Here is a 17,418-nt window from a genome sequence, read left to right as displayed (position 1 = left end):
CGCAAGGGACGGCCTCGCCGTAGGGTCGGTTGCATGGTGGAGATTCCGGCCGAACTGGTCGAGGCGCAGGTGCGGTGGGGCGGGGCGGCCGGGCGGGAGTTCATCGAGGGGCTGCCGGGGCGGGTGGCGGAGTTCCTGGGGCGGTGGGGGCTGCGCGAGACCGGGCCGGGGATGCACGGGATGACGGCGCTGGTGGTGCCGGTGGAGCGGGCGGACGGGACGCCGGCCGCGCTGAAGCTGCTCGTCCCGGACGAGGAGAGCGTGGGGGAGCCGGTCGCGCTGCGCGCGTGGGACGGGCGGGGCTGCGTACGGCTGTTGGAGCACGACGCGGTGACGGGGACGCTGCTGCTGGAGCGGCTCGACGAGGGGCGGCACCTGTCGGGGCTCGCGGAGCGGGACTCGCGGGCGGCGGTGCGGGTGGTGGGGGAGCTGCTGGCCCGGCTGACGTCGGTGGCGGCGCCCGAAGGGCTGCGCGGGCTGGGGGAGATGGCGGCGGCGATGCTGGCGGAGGCGCCGCGGGCGGCGGGGCGGCTGGCGGACGCGGGGGAGCGGCGGCTGCTGCGGGACTGCGCGGCGGCGCTCGCGGAGGTGGCGGGCGAGCCGGGGGACCGGCTGCTGCACTGGGACCTGCACTTCGACAACGTGCTGGCCGGGGCGCGGGAGCCGTGGCTGGTGATCGATCCGAAGCCGCTGTCGGGGGATCCGGGCTTCGAGCTGCTGCCGTCGATCGTGAACGGGTTCCGTGCGGACGAGGTGGGGTGGCGGTTCGACCTGCTGACGGAGGCGGCCGGGGTGGACCGGGAGCGGGCGCGGGCGTGGACGTTGGGGCGGGTGCTGCAGAACTGTCTGTGGGAGGTGGAGGACGGGGAGGAGGAGCTGCCGGAGCGGGAGGTGGTGGTGGCGGAGCTGCTGCTGGGGCGGTGAGGTCCGGGGCCGCTGTCCTTAGGGTGGGCGCATGATTCGTGATGCCGAGCCGGTTGATGTCCCTGTCATCCACGCCATGGTGCGTGAACTCGCGGAGTACGAGAAGGTGCCGCACGAGGCGCGGGCGACGCCCGAGCAGTTGCGGGAGGCGCTGTTCGGGGAGCGCCCGGCGGCCTTCGCGCACATAGCGGAGACGGACGACGGGGAGGTCGTCGGCTTCTCGGTGTGGTTCCTGAACTTCTCGACCTGGCGCGGGGTGCACGGCATCTACCTGGAGGACCTGTACGTCCGGCCGGGCGCGCGCGGTGGTGGCTACGGGCGGGCGCTGCTGGCGGAGTTGGCGCGGATCTGTGTGCGGCGGGGGTACGGGCGGCTGGAGTGGTCGGTGCTGAGGTGGAACGCCCCGACGATCGCCTTCTACGAGGCCCTGGGTGCGCGGCCGCAGGACGAGTGGTCGGTGTACCGGCTGACGGACGGGGCGTTGGCGCGGCTGGGCGGCTGAGCGGCCACAGCACTAGGGTTCGAGGACGACCTTGCCGGTGGTGGCGCGGGTTTCCAGGGCGCGGTGGGCGGCGGCGGCTTCGGCGAGGGGGAAGCGGGTCAGGGCCGGGCGGAGCCGGCCGGCGGCGGCTTCGGCGAGGGCGCGGGTCTCCAGTACGCGCAGGGGGTCGGGGGCGCCGACGGCCTGGAGCATGGCGGGGCCGAGGACCTCGTGGGTGGTGATGTCCCGGGCGGTGAGCGCGGCGCGTTCGGTGTCGGTGAGGTCCAGGGGGGCTTCGGACCAGCCGAAGACGAGGTGCTGGGCGCCGGGGGCGAGGAGGCCGAGGGCGGTGCGTGCGGTGGTGCCGCCGACGGAGTCGAAGAGGACGGTGGCTCCGTCGGGGTGGTGGCGGCGTACGGTGTCGGCCCAGCCGGGGGCGGTGTAGTCGAGGGCCAGGTCGGCGCCGTTGGCGGTGGCGCGGGCGGTCTTGGCGGGGCCGCCGGCGAGGGCGATGACGGTGGCTCCGGCGTTCTTGGCGTACTGGACGAGCAGGGTGCCGATGCCGCCGGCGGCGGCGGGGACCAGGGCGACGGAGCCGGGGCCGAGGTCGGCGAACTGGAGGATCCCCAGGGTGGTGCGGCCCGTCCCGATCATGGCGACGGCTTCTGCGGGGTCGAGGCCGTCGGGTACGGGGTGCAGCCGGGCGGCGTCGGTGACGGCGTACTCGGCGTAGCCGCCGGGGGCGAAGCCGAGGTGGGCGACGACGCGGCGGCCGAGCCAGGCGGGGTCGGTGCCGGGGCCGAGGGCGTCGACGGTGCCGGCGACCTCGCGGCCGGGGACGGTGGGCAGCTCGGGGAGGGCGGGGGCGGGGCCCCGGGCGCCCTCGCGCAGTGCGGTGTCGAGGAGGTGCACCCCGGCGGCGGCGACGCGGACGCGGACCTGGCCGGGGGCGGGCACGGGGGTGGGGGCCTGTTCGTAGGTGAGGTTCTCGGCGGGGCCGAAGGCGTGGAGGCGGACGGCGTGCATCCGGGTGTCGGGGGCTCCCGTGTCGTGGGTGCGGGTTGCGTCGGTGGCGGCGGCGATCATGGCGGCGGTGGTCATGGGCTCAGGCTGCGGGCTCAAGCATGGTTGAGGTCAAGGGGGTCGGGGGCGGGTCCCGGACATCGGCTGTCGGGTGCCGGATGCCGGGGCGGATCCGGATTGTCGGTGGGGTGGGCCACGATGGAGGAATGGCACGGAACGGGCAGGGCGAGGGTCGGGACCAGGGACACGGACGGGGACAGGGTCGGGGGCGCGGTACGGCGGTGAAAGCGGCGCGGCGGCCTGAGCTGCGGCTGCCGGAGCTCGCGGTGTGGGAGGACGGCGTCCTGGAGCCGGACGGCGACTACGACGCCGTGGAGTTCGCGGACCTGGACCTGGCGGGGCAGGAGGGGGTCGGGGCGCGGTTCATGGACTGCGCGCTGCGGCGGTGCGCCCTGGACGGGGCGCACCTGGCGAAGGCGCGGATCCTGGACTCGGTGCTGGAAGGGGTCCGGGGTGTGGGTACGGACCTGGCGGGGGCGTCGCTGCGGGACGTGGAGCTGCTGGAGGCCCGCCTCGGCGGGGCGCAGCTGCACGGGGCGGTGCTGGAGCGGGTCCTCGTACGGGGCGGCAAGATCGACTACCTGAACCTGCGGACGGCGCGGCTGCGGGACGTGGTCTTCGAGGGCTGCGTGCTGGTGGAGCCGGACTTCGCGGGCGCGGTGCTGGAGCGGGTGGAGTTCCGGGACTGCGTGCTGCGGGAGGCTGACTTCACGGGGGCCCGGCTGGCGGACGTGGACCTGCGGGCGGCCGCCGAGCTGGGGATCGCGCGCGGGGTGGAGGCCCTGGCGGGGGCGGTGATCAGCCCGGCGCAGCTGTTCGAGCTGGCTCCGGCGCTGGCGGCGCAGCTGGGGGTGCGGGTGGTGGCGTAGGGGGCGTAGGGGGTTTCAGCGGGTGGTGCGGCGGCGGTGGTAGGCGTAGGTGAGGGCGAGGATCAGGGGGCCCCACAGGGCGAAGAGGCCGCTGACGGTCGCCGCCAGGAGCTGCCATCCGGGGCTCGTCCAGCCGACGGTGTGGAAGCCGGCGATGCCGAAGGTGCTCAGCACCCAGTCGACGGTGAGGAGGGTGAGGGCGAGGCCGGCGAGAGCGGCCGGGACGGTGACGGCGTACGGGGGGATGCGGCGGCCGCGCAGGACGGGGACGCGCCGGGACACGACCTCGCCCCAGGGGCGCACCAGGCCGGCGCACAGGAGGGCGAAGGCCTCGGAGAGCAGGCTGAGGGTCAGGACGTAGGGGACGGTGACCCAGAGGGGCTGGGGCGCCGGCGGGACGTCCATGCCCATCTGGAAGCCGAACCCGATGGGCAGCCGCCACAGGCAGACGGGCAGCGCGAGGAGGGGGAGGAGCCGGGCGACGGTCAGGGCCCAGCGGGGGACGGGGCGCTCGGTCGTCGCGGGCGGGAAGGCGGGGGCCGTGGATGTGTTCATGGGTCCAGCTTTTCCGCTCGGCGCGCCGCTGTGATCGGGCCCGGGGGCGAACCGGCTCCCCCGCTCGGGGGAGGGGGCGTCAGACGTCAGGACGCCGTAAGACGGCAGGCCGTCAGGCCGGGACGCGGGGGAAGCGGGACTGGAGCGTCCAGATGACCGGGTTGTCGGCGAGCCCGTCGTGCATGTCGACGAGGTCGGCGATCACGTCGTGGAGGAAGTCGCGGGCCTCGCGGCGCAGCAGGCGGTGGCTGAAGGTCAGCGGGGGCTCCTCCGGGTCCATCCAGTCGGCCTCGATGTCGACCCAGCCGAAGCGGCGCTCGAACAGCATGCGGTCGGCGGACTCGGTGAAGTCGAGTTCGGCGTACTGGCGGTTGGAGGAACGGCTGCCCCGGGGGTCCTGGTCGAGCTGCTCGACGATGTCGCACAGCGCCCAGGCGAAGTCGAGTACGGGCACCCATCCCCAGGCTGTGGACACTTCCGTGTCCTTGTCGGTGTCGGCGAGGTAGACGTCCCCGCAGAACAGGTCGTGGCGCAGGGTCCGGACGTCCGCCGAGCGGTAGTCGGTCTGCGGGGGGTCCGGGAAGCGCCGGGAGAGGGAGTAGCCGATGTCGAGCACGTCCCTGATGGTGTCACGGGCACACCCCTCCCGGCGCGGGGGCCGGACTCAGCCGACGTTGACGGCCTTCCAGGCGGCCGCGACGCGGGCGACCTGCGGGCTGGAGGGGCCGTAGAGGTCGCTCGCGGCCTTCAGGGTGGCGGTGCGGGCGCCCGCGTAGTTGGTGGTGGACCGCATGGAGGTGGTCAGGGCCCGGTACCAGATCCGGGTGGCCTCGTCGCGGCCGATGCCGAGGAGCTTGGAGCCGTCGTAGGTGGGGGAGTCGTAGGCGACGCCGTTGATCACCTTGGGGCCGCTGCCCTCGGCGAGGAGGTAGTAGAAGTGGCGGGCCGGCCCGGAGGCGGCGTGCGGGGGCAGGCTGCCGACGTTCGGCGACCAGTGGTCGGGGGAGACGCCGTCGGCGCTGGGGCGGTCCATGCGGCGGGGCGGGCCGTCGAAGACGCGCTCGCCGATGAGGTAGTCGCCGACGTCCGTCTTGTTGTCGGCGAAGAACTCGCCGGCGGCGGCGAGGATGTCGGAGGTGCCCTCGTTCAGGCCGCCGGGCTCACCGGAGTAGAGGAGACCGGCGGTGGAGGACGTCAGGCCGTGGGCGAGCTCGTGGCCGACGACGTCGAGGGAGGTCGGCGGGCGGCCGGGGGTGGCGCCGTCGCCGTACGACACGCAGGCGCAGCTGTCGCTCCAGAAGGCGTTGCCGAAGCCGGTGCCGTAGTGCACGCGGGAGGTGGTGCCGACGCCGTCACCGCGTACGCCGCTGCGGCCGAAGGCCGCCTGGTAGAAGTCCCAGGTCACGGCGGTGGCGTAATGGACGTCCACGGCGGCGGTCTGACGGTGGGCGGGGGTGCCGTCGCCCCAGACGTTGTCGGCGTCGGTGAACAGGACACCGGGGGTGGTGGTCTGGTTGAGGGCGTCGAGCGTACGCATGTTGCCGCGGGCGGGGTCGCGGAGCTGGAAGGTGGTGGGGGTGGGGGTGGTGCCGAGGGGGACGGTGCCGGAGTACTGGCTGTGGCCGGTGCCGGTTCCGGTGCCGGAGGCTGGTGTGGGGGCGGTGGCCGTGGCCGTTGCCGTTGCCGGGGTAGCGGTGGCTGTGGCGATCAGGGTGGCTATGCCGAGGGTGACGGCGGCCAGGCGGGTGCGGTGGGTCACTCGGGCTCCTTCGCGGTGGCGGGGGCGCGAGTGAGCGTGCCATCGGGTGGGGTGGGAGCGGCAGGGCTATGACCGGCTCCCGGGCCGGGTTGTCCGAAGAGCGGGGTGGACTGTCCGGATCCGGGTGGCTGGCGGGTGGTGGGTGCGGTCCCGCTGCGCGGAGCTGGCCCCTGGCGGGGCTGGATTTCGGCCGACGTAGCGGTTCGGGTCCGGGCGGAGTCCGGGGAACGGAGGAAGGGCGGGTAGGGGACCGCTCCGCGCAGCGGCCACCACCCGCAGACAGCGGCCGACACCGGCCACGGGCCCGGAGCCCCGCCCCACAGCCCGCCGGGGCCGCACCGCGCGAGCGGTGCGGTGCGGCGCGTCAGGAAGGCAGGAGGCGTTGTTCCTTGGCCACCGCTACCGCGCCCGCGCGGGTGTCGACGCCGAGTTTGTCGTAGATCCGGCCCAGGTGGGTCTTGACCGTGGCTTCGCTGATGAACAGGGCGCGGGCGATGTCGCGGTTGCCCAGGCCGCGGGCCAGCTGGCCCAGGATGTCCAGCTCGCGGTCCGTGAGGGTGGGGCGGCTGCCGCGCATGTGGGCCATCACGCGGCTGGCGACCGGCGCGGACAGGGTGGTGCGGCCGGCCGCCGCCGAGTGGATGGCGGCGAAGAGTTCCTCCGGGCGTTCCGCCTTGAGGAGGTAGCCCGTGGCGCCCGCGCCGATCGCGCGGGTGATGTCCGCGTCCGTGTCGTACGTGGTGAGGACCAGGACGTGCGGGGGCCGGGGGAGGGCGGTGATGCGGCGGGTGGCCTCCACGCCGTCGATGCCCTCGCCCAGCTGGAGGTCCATCAGGACCACGTCCGGACGCAGCTTCGCGGCCAGCGCGACCGCCTCCTCGCCGCTGCCCGCCTCGCCCAGCACCTCGATGTCCGGCTCGCTGCCGAGGAGCGCGAGCAGGCCGGCGCGGACCACCACGTGGTCGTCGCAGAGGAGGATCGTCGTCATCCGGTGGGCTCCAGGGGGATCGAGGCGGAGAGTACGGTGCCCTCGCCCGGGGTGGATTCGATCGTCAGGGTTCCGCCGAGCTGGCGCACGCGGGCGCGGATCGCCGGGAGGCCGTGGCCCCGGTCGGGAGTGGCGGGGGCGTCGGCGAACTCGGTGAAGCCGTCGCCGTCGTCCGCGATGTCCAGGACGACCTGGTCACCGAGGAAGCTCAGCGTGAGCGCGGCCGTACGGGCCCCCGAGTGCTCGCGGATGTTGGCCAGGGCCCCCTGCGCGATGCGCAGCAGGGCCGACTCGGCGCGGTCCGGGAGCGCCGCCGGGGTGCCCTCCAGGTGGAAGCGGACCTCGATGTCGGGGCCCGCGTCCAGCGCCCGCAGCGCCTCGGCGAGGCCGGCGCCGTTCTCCAGTTCCGGCGGGGCCAGGTCGTGGACCAGGCGGCGGGCCTCCGCGAGGCCGCGCGCGGCGATGCCGGTGGCGGTACGTACGTGGGCGCGGGCGGTGGCCGGGTCGCTGTCCCAGGTGCGGTCGGCGGCCTGGAGCAGCATCTGCTGGCTCGACAGGTGCTGGGCCAGGGTGTCGTGGATCTCCATGGACAGCCGCTGGCGTTCGGCGAGGGTGCCTTCGCGGCGTTCGGTGGCGGCCAGTTCCCGGCGGGTGCGGATCAGGTCGTCGATCAGTGCGCGCTGGGCCGCCGCCTGCCGCTCCATGTGGACGAAGACGGCCGTCGCGAGGGCGGCGACGGCCGGCGGGGCGAGGAGGAGGTTCGGGTCGAAGGCGGTCGACAGCTTGAGCTGGGCCGCGACGACGAACACCGTGAGCAGCGCGACGAGGACGATCGCCGCGCGGGGCGGCAGGGTGCGCAGGGCGGTGAAGAACAGCGGTACCGCGCACCACGCGAAGCTCGGCGCGAGCACGACGAGGACCACCCAGGTGCTCACCACCAGCCCCAGCCAGAGCCTCCGGCGGAGGGTGGGGGTGGCGCCGAGGGCCGGGCCGAGGACGTAGAGGAGCGCGAGCGCCACGCCGAGGGAGACCACCCAGGGGGTGCGGGGGTCGCCGGGGTGGCGCAGGAGGAAGCGGGCCATCGAGGCGCCGAGGAGCAGGAAGAAGGCGGCGTGCATGACGGTGGCCAGGGTGCGGGTGTCGTCTACCGCCGTCTGTTGGCTCACGCGGGGCTCCTGTGGGTGGGGTGCGGGTCCATTTTCCCGCGCCGGCGGGGGCGGGGGCGGAGCCCGCGCCTCAATCGCCGGCGGGGCTGGATTCGGCCGGTGTGGCTGGTTGGCCCGGCCCCGTCCGCGCGGCTGGATGTGGGTCGGCGGGCATGGCCCCGTCGGCCCCGGCCACCCCTCATCAGAACCGGGCGGCCGGCCCACCCGCATCGGCCGATCGGATGACCCCCGGGTCAACCGGTGCGGTGGCCGTTGGGAGCCGGTACGGGGACGGGGTGGGGCGGGGGGTCGGGGGAGTCTTGGAGGGCAGACAGTCGAGCCGATGACCAGCCAGGAGCAGACATGAACACCCGCACCCGCGTCCTCACCGGTACCGCCCTCGCCGTCGCCCTCGGCGCCGGTACCTTCGGTGCCGTCAGCGCGAGCGCCACCCCCGCGCCCGTCCAGGCGGCCGCGAAGAAGGACAACGACAAGAACTTCACCACCTCCACCCACCTCACCATCGAGGCCGCCACCCACGCCGCCCAGGCCGCGCTGAAGGCCGCCGAGGCGGAGAACCAGAAGGTGACGGTCGCGGTGGTGGACCGCAACGGCAACACCATCGTCACCCTGCGCGGCGACGGCGCCGGCCCGCAGTCCTACGAGTCGGCCCAGCGCAAGGCGTTCACGGCCGTCTCCTGGAACGCCCCGACCTCGGTGCTCGCGGGCCGCCTCGCCCAGGCCCCGAACCTGAAGGACATCCCCGGCACCCTCTTCCTCGCGGGCGGCACCCCCGTCCAGGCCAAGGGCGCCCCGGTCGCCGGTATCGGCGTGGCCGGTGCCCCCAGCGGTGACCTGGACGAGAAGTTCGCCAAGGCCGGCGTCGAGTCCCTCGACAAGTAACCGAGCAGCGAGCAGCGAGTCAGCAGTGCCCGCTTAGGATCGGGTGCGTGGAACACCGCGTGCTCACCCGCCTCGCCGTCCCCGCAGTCGCCGCCCTGATCGCCCTCACCTCGGGCTGTACGGGCGCCACGGTGCAGGGACGGCCGGGCGCGTCGGGGCTGAAGGACCCGTACTTCCCCCGCGCGGGCAACGGCGGCTACCAGGTCGAGCACTACGCCCTGGACCTCGCCTACGATCCGGCCGACGGCGAACTGCACGGCACCGCCGTGCTCACCGCCCGCGCCGAGCAGGGCCTCAGCTCCTTCAACCTCGACCTCAGCGGCCTGCGGGTCGAGGGCGTCGAGGTGCAGGGCGTCGGCGCCCGCTTCAACCGGACCGGCAACGAGCTCACGGTGCGCCCGGACAAGGACCTGAAGAAGGGCGAGGTCTTCCGTACGGTCGTCGACTACTCCGGCCGGCCGAAGCCCGTCGTCGATCCGGACGGCTCCGAGGAGGGCTGGATCACCACCGCCGACGGGGCCGTCGCCGTCGGCGAACCGGTCGGGTCGATGGGCTGGTTCCCCGGCAACCACCACCCCAGCGACAAGGCCACCTACGACATCACCCTCACCGTCCCGCGCGGCTACGAGGCCGTGTCCAACGGCGAGCTGGCCTCCCGTACCGAGGTGGAGGGCGGGCAGACCGCCTTCGCCTGGCACAGCGCCGAGCCGATGGCCAGCTACCTGGTCACCGCCGCCGTCGGGAAGTTCAAGGTGACCACCGGCCGCACCCCCTCCGGTGTCGCCGTGTACAACGCGGTCGCGCCCGCCGAGGCGGCGGGCAGCGAGGCGGCGCTCGCGAAGCTGCCGGAGATCGTGGAGTGGGGCAGCCGCAGGTTCGGCCCGTACCCCTTCGGCTCGGTCGGCTCGATCGTCATGCCGTCCGACACGCTCGGCTACGCCCTGGAGACGCAGACCAAACCCGTCTACTCCGGCGCGCCCGACGAGGAGCTGGTCCTGCACGAGCTCGCCCACCAGTGGTTCGGCGACTCGGTCTCGCCGAAGTCCTGGAAGGACATGTGGCTCAACGAGGGCTTCGCCACCTACGCCGAATGGCTGTGGGCGGAGGACCACGGCGGGGTGAGCGCGCAGCGCCGCTTCGACGCCTTCCTGGCCGGTGACACCTCCGTCGACAAGCAGGCCGACAGCGACTGGGCGGCGTTCCCGCCCGGCAACCCGCCCGGCGCCGAGCACATCTCCGACGACCCCGTGTACTACCGGGGCGCGATGGTCCTCCAGCGGATCCGGCAGGAGGTGGGGGACGAGAAGTTCTTCGACCTGCTGCGCGGCTGGACCGCCGACCACCGCCACGGCAACGCGAGCACCGCCGACTTCACCGCGTACGCGCAGAAGCGCACCGGCCACGACCTGAAGAAGGTGTGGGACGTGTGGCTGTACGGCGAGACGCGCCCCAAGGCCCCCCAGACCTCCCAGACCCCCCAGGCTTCCTAGAGGGACTTGCGCAGGACCGAGCAGGGGCGGCCCAGTTCGCGGTCCTTCGACTGCCGCAGGACGGTGTAGCCCTGGGCCTGCCAGAAGGCGAGGCCGTTGGCGTTGGCGTCCAGTACGGCGAGCCGTACGCCCGCCCGGCCGGCGGCGCGGAAGCGGTCCTCGACGAGGCCGGCCACGGTACGGCCGTAGCCCTCGCGGTGCGCGGTGGAGTCGATGAGCAGCAGACCGATCCACGGGTCCGGGTCGTCGGAGGCCGGGTCGGGGTGCTGGTCGAGGGTGACGGCCAGGCCGACGAGACGGCCGGCGGAGCGGGCCAGCAGCACCTGGGCGCCGTCATGGGAGAGCTCGCCGGCGAGGGCGGCCGCGACCTGTTCGACGGTGATGCGGGCCGGGTCGGGGAAGTCGCCGCTGATCTCGAAGAACGCGTGGTTCGTCGCGTACAGCGTGGCGATCTCGGTCAGGACCGGGCCGGGCAGGGCGCCGTCCACGGGGACGAGCGGGTGGAGGATCACCCGTCGAACGGTAGCGAAGCCCCCCGCCAGGACGGCGGCGAGGGGGCTCCACCAACGGAGTCGGACCTCAGACGTTGACGCCGAAGTCCTGGGCGATGCCGGTGAGACCGGAGGCGTAGCCCTGGCCGACCGCGCGGAACTTCCACTCCGCGCCGTTGCGGTACAGCTCGCCGAAGACCATGGCGGTCTCGGTCGCGGCGTCCTCGGAGAGGTCGTAGCGGGCGATCTCGGCGCCGCCGGCCTGGTTCACGACGCGGATGTAGGCGTTGCGGACCTGACCGAAGTTCTGGCTGCGGGACTCGGCGTCGTAGATCGAGACCGGGAAGACGATCTTGTCGACGTCGGCCGGGAGACCGGCGAGGTTGACGTTGATGGCCTCGTCGTCGCCGGCGCCCTCACCCGTGCGGTTGTCACCGGTGTGGACGATGGTCTGGTCCGGGGTGGACTTGTTGTTGAAGAAGACGAAGTGGCCCTCGGAGACGACCTTGCCCATGGCGTTGACCGCGATGGCCGAGGCGTCGAGGTCGAAGTCGACACCGGTGGTGGTGCGGGTGTCCCAGCCCAGACCGACGGTGACGGCCGCGAGGCCGGGGGCCTCCTTCGAGAGCGAGATGTTTCCGCCCTTGGACAGGCTTACTGCCATTTTGACTGGTGTCCCTTCCTCGTCACATGACCTCGATGTGGGGCCAAGCTACCGCTGTCCCTCATAACGCGGGGAGGGGGTCAGTAGGTTCCGCTCCGCCGATCGGCCCTGTAAATCAGGGTGACGCGGGGGCGGGCGGGGCCCGATCATGGGGGCATGCCTGGTCCTTACGTCATCCGCGGTTCGGTCGTGCTCCCCGAGGGGGAGCTCGGCTGGCGCTTCTCGCGTTCCTCCGGGCCGGGCGGGCAGCACGTGAACACCTCGGACTCACGGGTGGAACTGCTCTTCGACGTGGCGGCGACCAAGGCGCTGCCGGACGTGTGGAAGGAACGGGCACTGGAACGGCTCGCGTCCCGGCTGGTCGACGGGGTCGTCACCGTACGGGCCTCCGAGCACCGCTCGCAGCACCGCAACCGGGAGATGGCGCTGGTCCGGCTGGCCGCGCTGCTGGCGGAGGCCACCGCCCCACCGCCGAAGGCGCGCCGCGCCACGAAGATCCCGCGCGGCATCAACGAGCGCCGCCTCCGCGAGAAGAAGGCCCGAGGCGAAACGAAGCGCGGCCGCACCACCCGCGACTGGTAACCCTTGCCCTGGCCGGGCGGTACCCGACACCCCGCCGCCCCTGCCCTGGCCGGGCGGTACCCGACACCCCGCCGCCCTTGCCCTGGCCGGGCGGTACCGGACGTGTCCCGCTGCGCGGGGCTGGTCCCCTACCCACCCTTCCACCGTTCCCGCCTCAAACGCCGGCGCGGCTCAAACCCCCTGGGGCTCCGCCCCAGACCCCGCGCCTCAAACGCCGGCGGGGCTGAAGGTGGCCGGCGCGGCTGCCAACCCCTGGAGCTCCGCCCCAGACCCTGCGCCTCAAACGCCGGCGAGGCTGGATGTGGCGGCGGGGCTGGATTGGGCGTAGCCGTTCGCGTGCGGGTGCGTTGCCGGGGGCCAGCCCCCGGACCCCCGCTCCTCAAACGCCGGAGGGGCTGGATCGGGGCCGGCGTAGCTGGGAATGGGGGCTGGGCGGGATCAGGGATCTGGCTTGGGGCTGGACCGGATCGGAGACGTGAGGGGGCGGGGACGGGGTGGGGTGTCGTCCGGGATGTAAAACGTGATTTGTTGGCGCGCGGTGCCGTCGCACCAACGGAGCTTCGGATCGGGCGCCATAAATCATGCCTATCCCGGACGGCACCCCACCCCGTCCCCGACCCCGCCCGCCCCCCACCCCCGCCCGGCTCGGGCAGAGGTTAGCCCCGGCCCCCTACGGGGTGAGGTGGCGGTAGCGGCCGCGGAAGTAGGTGAGTGGGGGGGTGTCCGGGGAGGGTTGGGTGGCGGTCAGGACGTGGCCGATGACCAGGGTGTGGTCCCCCGCCTCCACGCGGGACTGCGTACGGCACTCCAACGTGGCCAGCGCCCCCGTCAGCAGCGGCGCCCCCGACACCGCGCCCCGCACGTACGGCACGTCCTCGAACAGCAGCCGGTCGCTGATCCGGTTCTTCATGGCGAACCGGCTCGCGACCTGCACCTGGCTGTCCGCGAGCACCGACACCGCCCACAGCGGCTGCTCCGCCAGCAGGTCGTCCATCCGTGACCCCTCCCGCACGCTGACCAGCACCAGCGGCGGCTCCAGCGACACCGACATGAAGGCCGTGGCGGTCATGCCCACGTCCTCGCCGCGCCCCCCGCCGGCGCTCAAGGGGGGTTCGTTCGCGGTGATCAGGCACACGCCCGCCGCCAGCCGGGACATGGCGTCCCGGAACTCGTCGTTGCTCACCCCCTCAGGATGAGGGGTGGGGCAGGCGGGCGCGGGTACAAGAGTGGGCTTCGGCACGTCCGGAACGCTAGCCCGGCCCCCACGCGCCGCACATCGGGCCATGGTCCGAGCCGCGTCCCCGCCCCCCGTCCTAGGACTCCCGCGTATCGTTTGCTCCCGGGAACGAGAGGGAGCGCTCCCACTCAACACCGCCCGCACAGCGCCCCGTTATTCATCTCATGTGACTTGAGTCACAGAGGGCAAGATTTGTTGACCCTGTGTACCTGCCGCACAGCTCACTGTGATTCAGTGGACGGGACACCGCAACGAAACGCCGATGACAAACCTGGAGTTGCTGTCGAGGTCTCGGGGAGAGCGAGCAATGGAGACCGAGTCGGAGCCGTACGTCCGTCTTGCGACCCTGCGGCAGCTGCACCAGGTGGTGGCCGAGCTCAATACCGCCCGGAGCCTGGCCGACACCCTGCAGACCGTCGTGGACGGCATCGTCAGGGGCCTCGGCTACGAACTCGCCTGTGTCAACCTCGTACGTCCCGACGGTGATCTCGTCGTCGCCGCCTTCGCCGGCGACCCCGCGGCCGAAGCCCTGATCACCGGCCGTGTCGGCTCCCGCCCCTCCTGGGAGCGCCGCCTGGCGATGGGCGAGGACTGGGACGGGCTGCGCTTCATCCCGCACACCGAGGGCTGGGTCCTGCTGGAGGACGACGTGCCCCAGTGGCACACGGAGGGCCCCGATCCGCGGTTCGAGGACGAATGGCATCCGGAGGACCGCCTCTACGCCCCGATGCACGCGACCGGCGGGGAACTTCTGGGTGTCATCTCGGTGGACAGACCGCGCAACGGCCGCCGCCCCGGCGCGTGGGGGCGCGAAGCGCTCCAGATGTACGCCTTCCAGGCGGCGATTGCGATCAGCAACGCACGCCTGCGCGCGAACATGCAGCGGGCCCTGGTCCGGCTGGAACGCGAGCAGCAGGCGCTGCGGGCCAGTGAAGAGTCGTTCCGCCAGGCCTTCGAGTACGCCCCCAGCGGCATGGCCATCGCCGAGATGGGCGGCGACCAGCACGGCCGGCTGCTGCGCACCAACGACGCGCTCTGTCGCCTGCTCGGCCGGCCCGCCTCCGTCCTGCGCCGCTACTCCTTCTCCGACCTCGTCCACCCCGAGGACATCGGGACCCTGCTGCGCACCTCCGCGGAGGGCGGCCGCGCCGAGCTGCGCCTGGGGCGGCGCGACGGCACGTACGTATGGGTCTCGCTGCGCAATTCCGTGGTGGCCGACGCCGCCGACGGGCCCCGCTTCCTCCTCACCCACGTCGAGGACATCGAGGAGCGCAAACGGCACGAGCTCCAGCTCGCGCACCGCGCCAGCCACGACTCCCTCACCGGTCTGCCCAACAGCGCCGAGCTGCGCTCCCGGCTCGGCGCCCGGCTGTGCCGCAGACCGCAGTCGGTGCGGGCCACCGCCGTCGAGGCCCTGGACGCGGCCTTCGAGGGCCGGCCGGCGGCGGGCGGCCCGGGCGAGCACGGCGGGTACGCGGGCCAGGGGGCGTACGCGGGCCAGAGCGGCGGGTACCCGGACCACGGGGCGTACCCGGGCCCGGGCCCGGGCCCGGAGGCCCACGACGGTTCCGACGCCGGGTTCCTCGTCCCCGGCGCGGACCCCTTCGAGTTCCCCGGCGCCCTGCCCGGCCGGGCGGACGGCCCGTACGACCACCACGTGCACACCGTCGCCCCCTCCACGGACGTCGACGACGGGACGAAGGGCCTCGCGGTCCTCTTCTGCGATCTCGACGGCTTCAAGTCGATCAACGACCGGTTCGGGCACCACACGGGCGACGCGGTCCTGATCGAGGTGGCCCGGCGGCTGACGACGGGCGTCAGGGACGGTGACACCGTCGCCCGGCTGGGTGGTGACGAATTCGTCGTCCTCGCCGACGGCCTGGGCGCCGTCGACGCCGCCGACCTGGCCGTACGGCTGCGCAACGCGATCATCCCGCCGATCCGGGTGGACGGCCGCGCGGTCCGTGTGGGAGCGAGTTTCGGCATCGGCTGGGCCAGCTGCGGCATGTCGGCGGACGAGGTGCTGCGCTCCGCCGACCAGCGGATGTACATCGAGAAAAGGTCCCGTTCCAAGGCGCACCGCCGGGCGGGATGAGGAGATCGGCCGCCCGTGGGCGCACGTGTTCGGGGTAGGCTCCCGTGGGTCGAAAGGAGTGACCTGCGATGACGACGCCCGCGAACAACGGCCCGCACGGTGGGGCGAACCAGCCCGAGGACGACGACCCGTTCGGCTACCTCTACGCGGACGGCCAGGCCGCCGGAGCCACCCCGCCCGGTCAGGGCGGTGGATACGGCTACCCCGGTCCCTCGGGCGCAGGCCAGCAGGGCGCGCAGCCCGGCGTCCCCCGCACCTCGTACAACCAGGTGCGCACGGTCGGTGAGCGGACCTACGGCGGCCAGCGCGGCGCGGTCCCGCCGCAGCAGCAGCCCCCGCAGTACCAGGCCGCCCAGGCCCAGGCCCAGTACCAGGCGCCGGAGGCACTCCAGGCCGGCGGCTACGGCGTGCCCCCGCAGCAGCAGTACACCCAGCCGGTCCCGCTCCCGGGCGGCGGCCGCGGCGGTCACGGCGGCGGTGGCGGTTCCAGCCGCAAGGGCCTGCTCATCGCGGCGATCGCGGTCGTCGGTGCGGTCGCGATCGGTATCAGCGCGGCGCTGATCTGGGGCGGCAAGGGCAAGGACGACGAGAAGAACCAGGCGAACCCCACGCCCGCGCAGTCCCAGGCGCAGCAGAACAACTCCCCGGGTCCGCAGCCGAGCGGCTCTCCGAAGCCGTCGGAGGCCCCGCTGCCGAAGGCGGACGCTTCCGGCGCGGGCATGTCCCTGTCGGGCGGCGCGGCGCTGACGACCACGGTGCCCGGTGCGAAGAGCGCGGGCGGCCAGTACGTCGGCAACTTCAACCAGACCGGCGCGGCGCTGACCTGGACCCTGGACGTGTCCAAGGCCGCCAGCTACAAGGTGAAGGTCACCTACGCGGTGCCGGGCAAGGACGCCAGCACCACGCTGACCGTCAACGGCGACCGTCAGGAACGGCCGATAAACATGAAGAACTTCTCCTTCGCCAAGCCCGGCGAGTGGGACAAGTGGACGTACACCCACTCGGTCGTGGAGCTGAAGAAGGGCACGAACACGGTCAAGATCTCGTGCGAGACGGGCAACCAGTGCGACATCATCATCGACCAGCTCTGGCTCGAGCCGAACTGACGCCCTGGCTGAGCTGACGCCCGGGCCGGACCGGCGCCCGGGCGTCCTGGCCGGCCCTCAGTCCGGCAGGCCCGCCGTGACCTTCACCGCCCCCCGTACCTCCTCGTAGGTGCGGGGGTCGAAGTCTCCCGCGGTCGGGGCGTGGACGGTGGCCGCGGAGAGGGCCACCGCGCGGGTGAGGCGGGCCGGCCAGTCGAGGCCTTCCGCCAGGGCGGACAGCAGGCCCGCGACCGCGGAGTCGCCCGCGCCGGTGGGGTTGCCGTGCAGGGCGCGGGGCGGGGCGGCCTGCCAGGTGCCCTCGGGGGTGGCCGCGAGGAGCCCGGCGGGGCCCAGGGAGGTGACCACGGCGTGTGCGCCGCGGCGGCGGGCGTCGCGGGTGGCGGGCAGGGGTTCGCGGGAGCCGGTGAGCTCCGCGAGTTCGGCGGCGTTCGGCTTGATGATCTCCGGCCGGGCGGCGATCCCGCGGCGCAGGGCCTCGCCGCTGGTGTCGAGGAGCACGGGGGCGGCGCCGACGGCCCGTGCCGCCCGTACGAGGACCGCGTACGCCCCGACCGGCACGCCGGGCGGCAGGCTCCCGCAGAGGGCGACGGCCCGGGCTCCGGCGGCCAGTTCGGTGTACCGCTGGAGGAAGGCGGCCCATTCGGCGGCGCTGATCTGCGGGCCGGGTTCGTTGAACTGGGTGGTGTCGCCGGTGGCTTCGTCGACGACGGCCAGGGTGCGGCGGGTGGTGCCCGCGCAGGGGACGAGGGCGTCGACGACACCGGTCCCGGCGGCGAGGAGTTCGCGGACGAGCGCGCCGGCCGGTCCGCCCGCGAAGCCCGTCGCCGTCACCTCGTGGCCGAGCGCGGCGAGCACCCGGGCCACGTTCAGGCCCTTGCCGCCCGGGCGTTCGGTGACACCGGTGACCCGGTGGGAGGTGTGCGGGCGCAGCCGCGGCACCCGGTGGGTGACGTCGAGTGCGGTGTTGAGCGTCACGGTGAGGATCATGGCCAGCCCCGGTCTCGGTGAATGCCGGGATCATGCCAAAAGAGTGGCGGCCGGCCCAG

The 17,418-nt window shown here is 73.6% G+C and carries 18 protein-coding genes; 8 read left to right on the top strand and 10 right to left on the bottom strand.

The window, feature by feature from the left end; genetic code table 11:
* Positions 1-33: 33 nt before the first annotated feature.
* Positions 34-924, top strand: coding sequence for an aminoglycoside phosphotransferase family protein (locus tag OOK31_RS33435; RefSeq protein WP_267091149.1), 891 nt, complete (start codon positions 34-36; stop codon positions 922-924).
* A gap of 31 nt (positions 925-955) precedes the next feature.
* The gene (locus OOK31_RS33430) at positions 956-1,426 is read left to right on the top strand and encodes a GNAT family N-acetyltransferase (protein WP_267091148.1); all 471 of its coding nucleotides are present in this window, start codon (positions 956-958) and stop codon (positions 1,424-1,426) included.
* Between the two features lie 12 nt (positions 1,427-1,438).
* On the opposite strand, the gene OOK31_RS33425 is transcribed toward OOK31_RS33430, so the two are convergent.
* A complete protein-coding gene (locus OOK31_RS33425; protein WP_267091238.1) occupies positions 1,439-2,431 on the bottom strand; it encodes a zinc-binding dehydrogenase in 993 nt (330 codons plus the stop codon).
* A gap of 203 nt (positions 2,432-2,634) precedes the next feature.
* On the opposite strand from OOK31_RS33425, the gene OOK31_RS33420 reads away from it, so the two are divergent.
* Positions 2,635-3,357: a pentapeptide repeat-containing protein gene (locus OOK31_RS33420; RefSeq protein WP_267091147.1), complete on the top strand. Its 723-nt coding sequence runs from the start codon at positions 2,635-2,637 to the stop codon at positions 3,355-3,357.
* 15 nt (positions 3,358-3,372) lie between these two features.
* Here OOK31_RS33420 and OOK31_RS33415 read toward each other — a convergent pair whose 3' ends face one another.
* The 5 genes from OOK31_RS33415 to OOK31_RS33395 form a co-directional block, all read right to left on the bottom strand.
* A complete protein-coding gene (locus OOK31_RS33415; protein ID WP_267091146.1) occupies positions 3,373-3,912 on the bottom strand; it encodes a hypothetical protein in 540 nt (179 codons plus the stop codon).
* 112 nt (positions 3,913-4,024) lie between these two features.
* Positions 4,025-4,528 (bottom strand): hypothetical protein, encoded by a 504-nt coding sequence (locus OOK31_RS33410; protein ID WP_267091145.1) that lies wholly within the window; start codon positions 4,526-4,528, stop codon positions 4,025-4,027.
* 48 nt (positions 4,529-4,576) lie between these two features.
* Positions 4,577-5,671, bottom strand: a complete 1,095-nt coding sequence (locus OOK31_RS33405) for a M4 family metallopeptidase (RefSeq protein ID WP_323188281.1) — start codon at positions 5,669-5,671, stop codon at positions 4,577-4,579.
* A 364-nt stretch (positions 5,672-6,035) separates the two neighbouring features.
* Entirely contained in the window at positions 6,036-6,659 is a 624-nt protein-coding gene (locus OOK31_RS33400) for a response regulator transcription factor (protein WP_267091144.1), read from the bottom strand.
* A complete protein-coding gene (locus OOK31_RS33395) occupies positions 6,656-7,777 on the bottom strand; it encodes a sensor histidine kinase (protein WP_267091237.1) in 1,122 nt (373 codons plus the stop codon). The genes OOK31_RS33400 and OOK31_RS33395 overlap by 4 nt, the downstream gene beginning before the upstream one ends.
* 390 nt (positions 7,778-8,167) lie before the next feature.
* Here OOK31_RS33395 and OOK31_RS33390 point away from each other — a divergent pair, with 390 nt between their 5' ends.
* Together OOK31_RS33390 and OOK31_RS33385 are read left to right on the top strand one after the other, a co-directional pair.
* Entirely contained in the window at positions 8,168-8,707 is a 540-nt protein-coding gene (locus tag OOK31_RS33390; protein ID WP_267091143.1) for a heme-binding protein, read from the top strand.
* Between the two features lie 47 nt (positions 8,708-8,754).
* Entirely contained in the window at positions 8,755-10,197 is a 1,443-nt protein-coding gene (locus OOK31_RS33385) for a M1 family metallopeptidase (RefSeq protein WP_267091142.1), read from the top strand.
* On the opposite strand, the gene OOK31_RS33380 is transcribed toward OOK31_RS33385, so the two are convergent.
* Both OOK31_RS33380 and OOK31_RS33375 read right to left on the bottom strand, forming a co-directional pair.
* Positions 10,194-10,709, bottom strand: coding sequence for a GNAT family N-acetyltransferase (locus OOK31_RS33380; protein WP_267091141.1), 516 nt, complete (start codon positions 10,707-10,709; stop codon positions 10,194-10,196). The two genes, OOK31_RS33385 and OOK31_RS33380, sit on opposite strands and share 4 nt — an antisense overlap.
* A gap of 67 nt (positions 10,710-10,776) precedes the next feature.
* Positions 10,777-11,352, bottom strand: a complete 576-nt coding sequence (locus tag OOK31_RS33375; RefSeq protein WP_267091140.1) for a TerD family protein — start codon at positions 11,350-11,352, stop codon at positions 10,777-10,779.
* 156 nt (positions 11,353-11,508) lie between these two features.
* Between OOK31_RS33375 and arfB the strand changes: the two genes are divergently transcribed.
* Complete coding sequence (gene arfB, locus OOK31_RS33370; RefSeq protein WP_267091139.1) at positions 11,509-11,934, top strand: alternative ribosome rescue aminoacyl-tRNA hydrolase ArfB; 426 nt, start codon at positions 11,509-11,511, stop codon at positions 11,932-11,934.
* A gap of 670 nt (positions 11,935-12,604) precedes the next feature.
* On the opposite strand, the gene OOK31_RS33365 is transcribed toward arfB, so the two are convergent.
* The gene (locus OOK31_RS33365) at positions 12,605-13,219 is read right to left on the bottom strand and encodes a flavin reductase family protein (RefSeq protein WP_267091138.1); all 615 of its coding nucleotides are present in this window, start codon (positions 13,217-13,219) and stop codon (positions 12,605-12,607) included.
* Between the two features lie 259 nt (positions 13,220-13,478).
* Here OOK31_RS33365 and cdgB point away from each other — a divergent pair, with 259 nt between their 5' ends.
* Positions 13,479-15,266, top strand: a complete 1,788-nt coding sequence (cdgB, locus tag OOK31_RS33360) for a diguanylate cyclase CdgB (RefSeq protein ID WP_267091137.1) — start codon at positions 13,479-13,481, stop codon at positions 15,264-15,266.
* A 68-nt stretch (positions 15,267-15,334) separates the two neighbouring features.
* Positions 15,335-16,372 (top strand): carbohydrate-binding protein, encoded by a 1,038-nt coding sequence (locus OOK31_RS33355; RefSeq protein WP_267091136.1) that lies wholly within the window; start codon positions 15,335-15,337, stop codon positions 16,370-16,372.
* A gap of 57 nt (positions 16,373-16,429) precedes the next feature.
* Here OOK31_RS33355 and OOK31_RS33350 read toward each other — a convergent pair whose 3' ends face one another.
* Positions 16,430-17,359, bottom strand: a complete 930-nt coding sequence (locus OOK31_RS33350) for a 1-phosphofructokinase family hexose kinase (protein ID WP_267091135.1) — start codon at positions 17,357-17,359, stop codon at positions 16,430-16,432.
* Between the last annotated feature and the right edge of the window lie 59 nt (positions 17,360-17,418).

It is taken from the genome of Streptomyces sp. NBC_00249 (assembly GCF_026342355.1).
In the GTDB taxonomy this organism is placed as follows: domain Bacteria; phylum Actinomycetota; class Actinomycetes; order Streptomycetales; family Streptomycetaceae; genus Streptomyces.
The sequence above is the reverse complement of the archived record's forward strand: the minus strand, read 5'-3'. Positions and strand labels throughout refer to the sequence as shown.

Bases quoted from the DNA above. Each gene is read 5' to 3' on its own strand.
- OOK31_RS33435 (WP_267091149.1), top strand. From the start codon at position 34: ATGGTGGAGATTCCGGCCGAACTGGTCGAGGCGCAGGTGCGGTGGGGC.
- OOK31_RS33430 (WP_267091148.1), top strand. From the start codon at position 956: ATGATTCGTGATGCCGAGCCGGTTGATGTCCCTGTCATCCACGCCATG.
- OOK31_RS33425 (WP_267091238.1), bottom strand. From the start codon at position 2,431: ATGCACGCCGTCCGCCTCCACGCCTTCGGCCCCGCCGAGAACCTCACC.
- OOK31_RS33420 (WP_267091147.1), top strand. From the start codon at position 2,635: ATGGCACGGAACGGGCAGGGCGAGGGTCGGGACCAGGGACACGGACGG.
- OOK31_RS33415 (WP_267091146.1), bottom strand. From the start codon at position 3,912: ATGAACACATCCACGGCCCCCGCCTTCCCGCCCGCGACGACCGAGCGC.
- OOK31_RS33400 (WP_267091144.1), bottom strand. From the start codon at position 6,659: ATGACGACGATCCTCCTCTGCGACGACCACGTGGTGGTCCGCGCCGGC.
- OOK31_RS33395 (WP_267091237.1), bottom strand. From the start codon at position 7,777: ATGCACGCCGCCTTCTTCCTGCTCCTCGGCGCCTCGATGGCCCGCTTC.
- OOK31_RS33390 (WP_267091143.1), top strand. From the start codon at position 8,168: ATGAACACCCGCACCCGCGTCCTCACCGGTACCGCCCTCGCCGTCGCC.
- OOK31_RS33375 (WP_267091140.1), bottom strand. From the start codon at position 11,352: ATGGCAGTAAGCCTGTCCAAGGGCGGAAACATCTCGCTCTCGAAGGAG.
- arfB (WP_267091139.1), top strand. From the start codon at position 11,509: ATGCCTGGTCCTTACGTCATCCGCGGTTCGGTCGTGCTCCCCGAGGGG.
- OOK31_RS33365 (WP_267091138.1), bottom strand. From the start codon at position 13,219: ATGGCCCGATGTGCGGCGCGTGGGGGCCGGGCTAGCGTTCCGGACGTG.
- cdgB (WP_267091137.1), top strand. From the start codon at position 13,479: ATGGAGACCGAGTCGGAGCCGTACGTCCGTCTTGCGACCCTGCGGCAG.
- OOK31_RS33355 (WP_267091136.1), top strand. From the start codon at position 15,335: ATGACGACGCCCGCGAACAACGGCCCGCACGGTGGGGCGAACCAGCCC.
- OOK31_RS33350 (WP_267091135.1), bottom strand. From the start codon at position 17,359: ATGATCCTCACCGTGACGCTCAACACCGCACTCGACGTCACCCACCGG.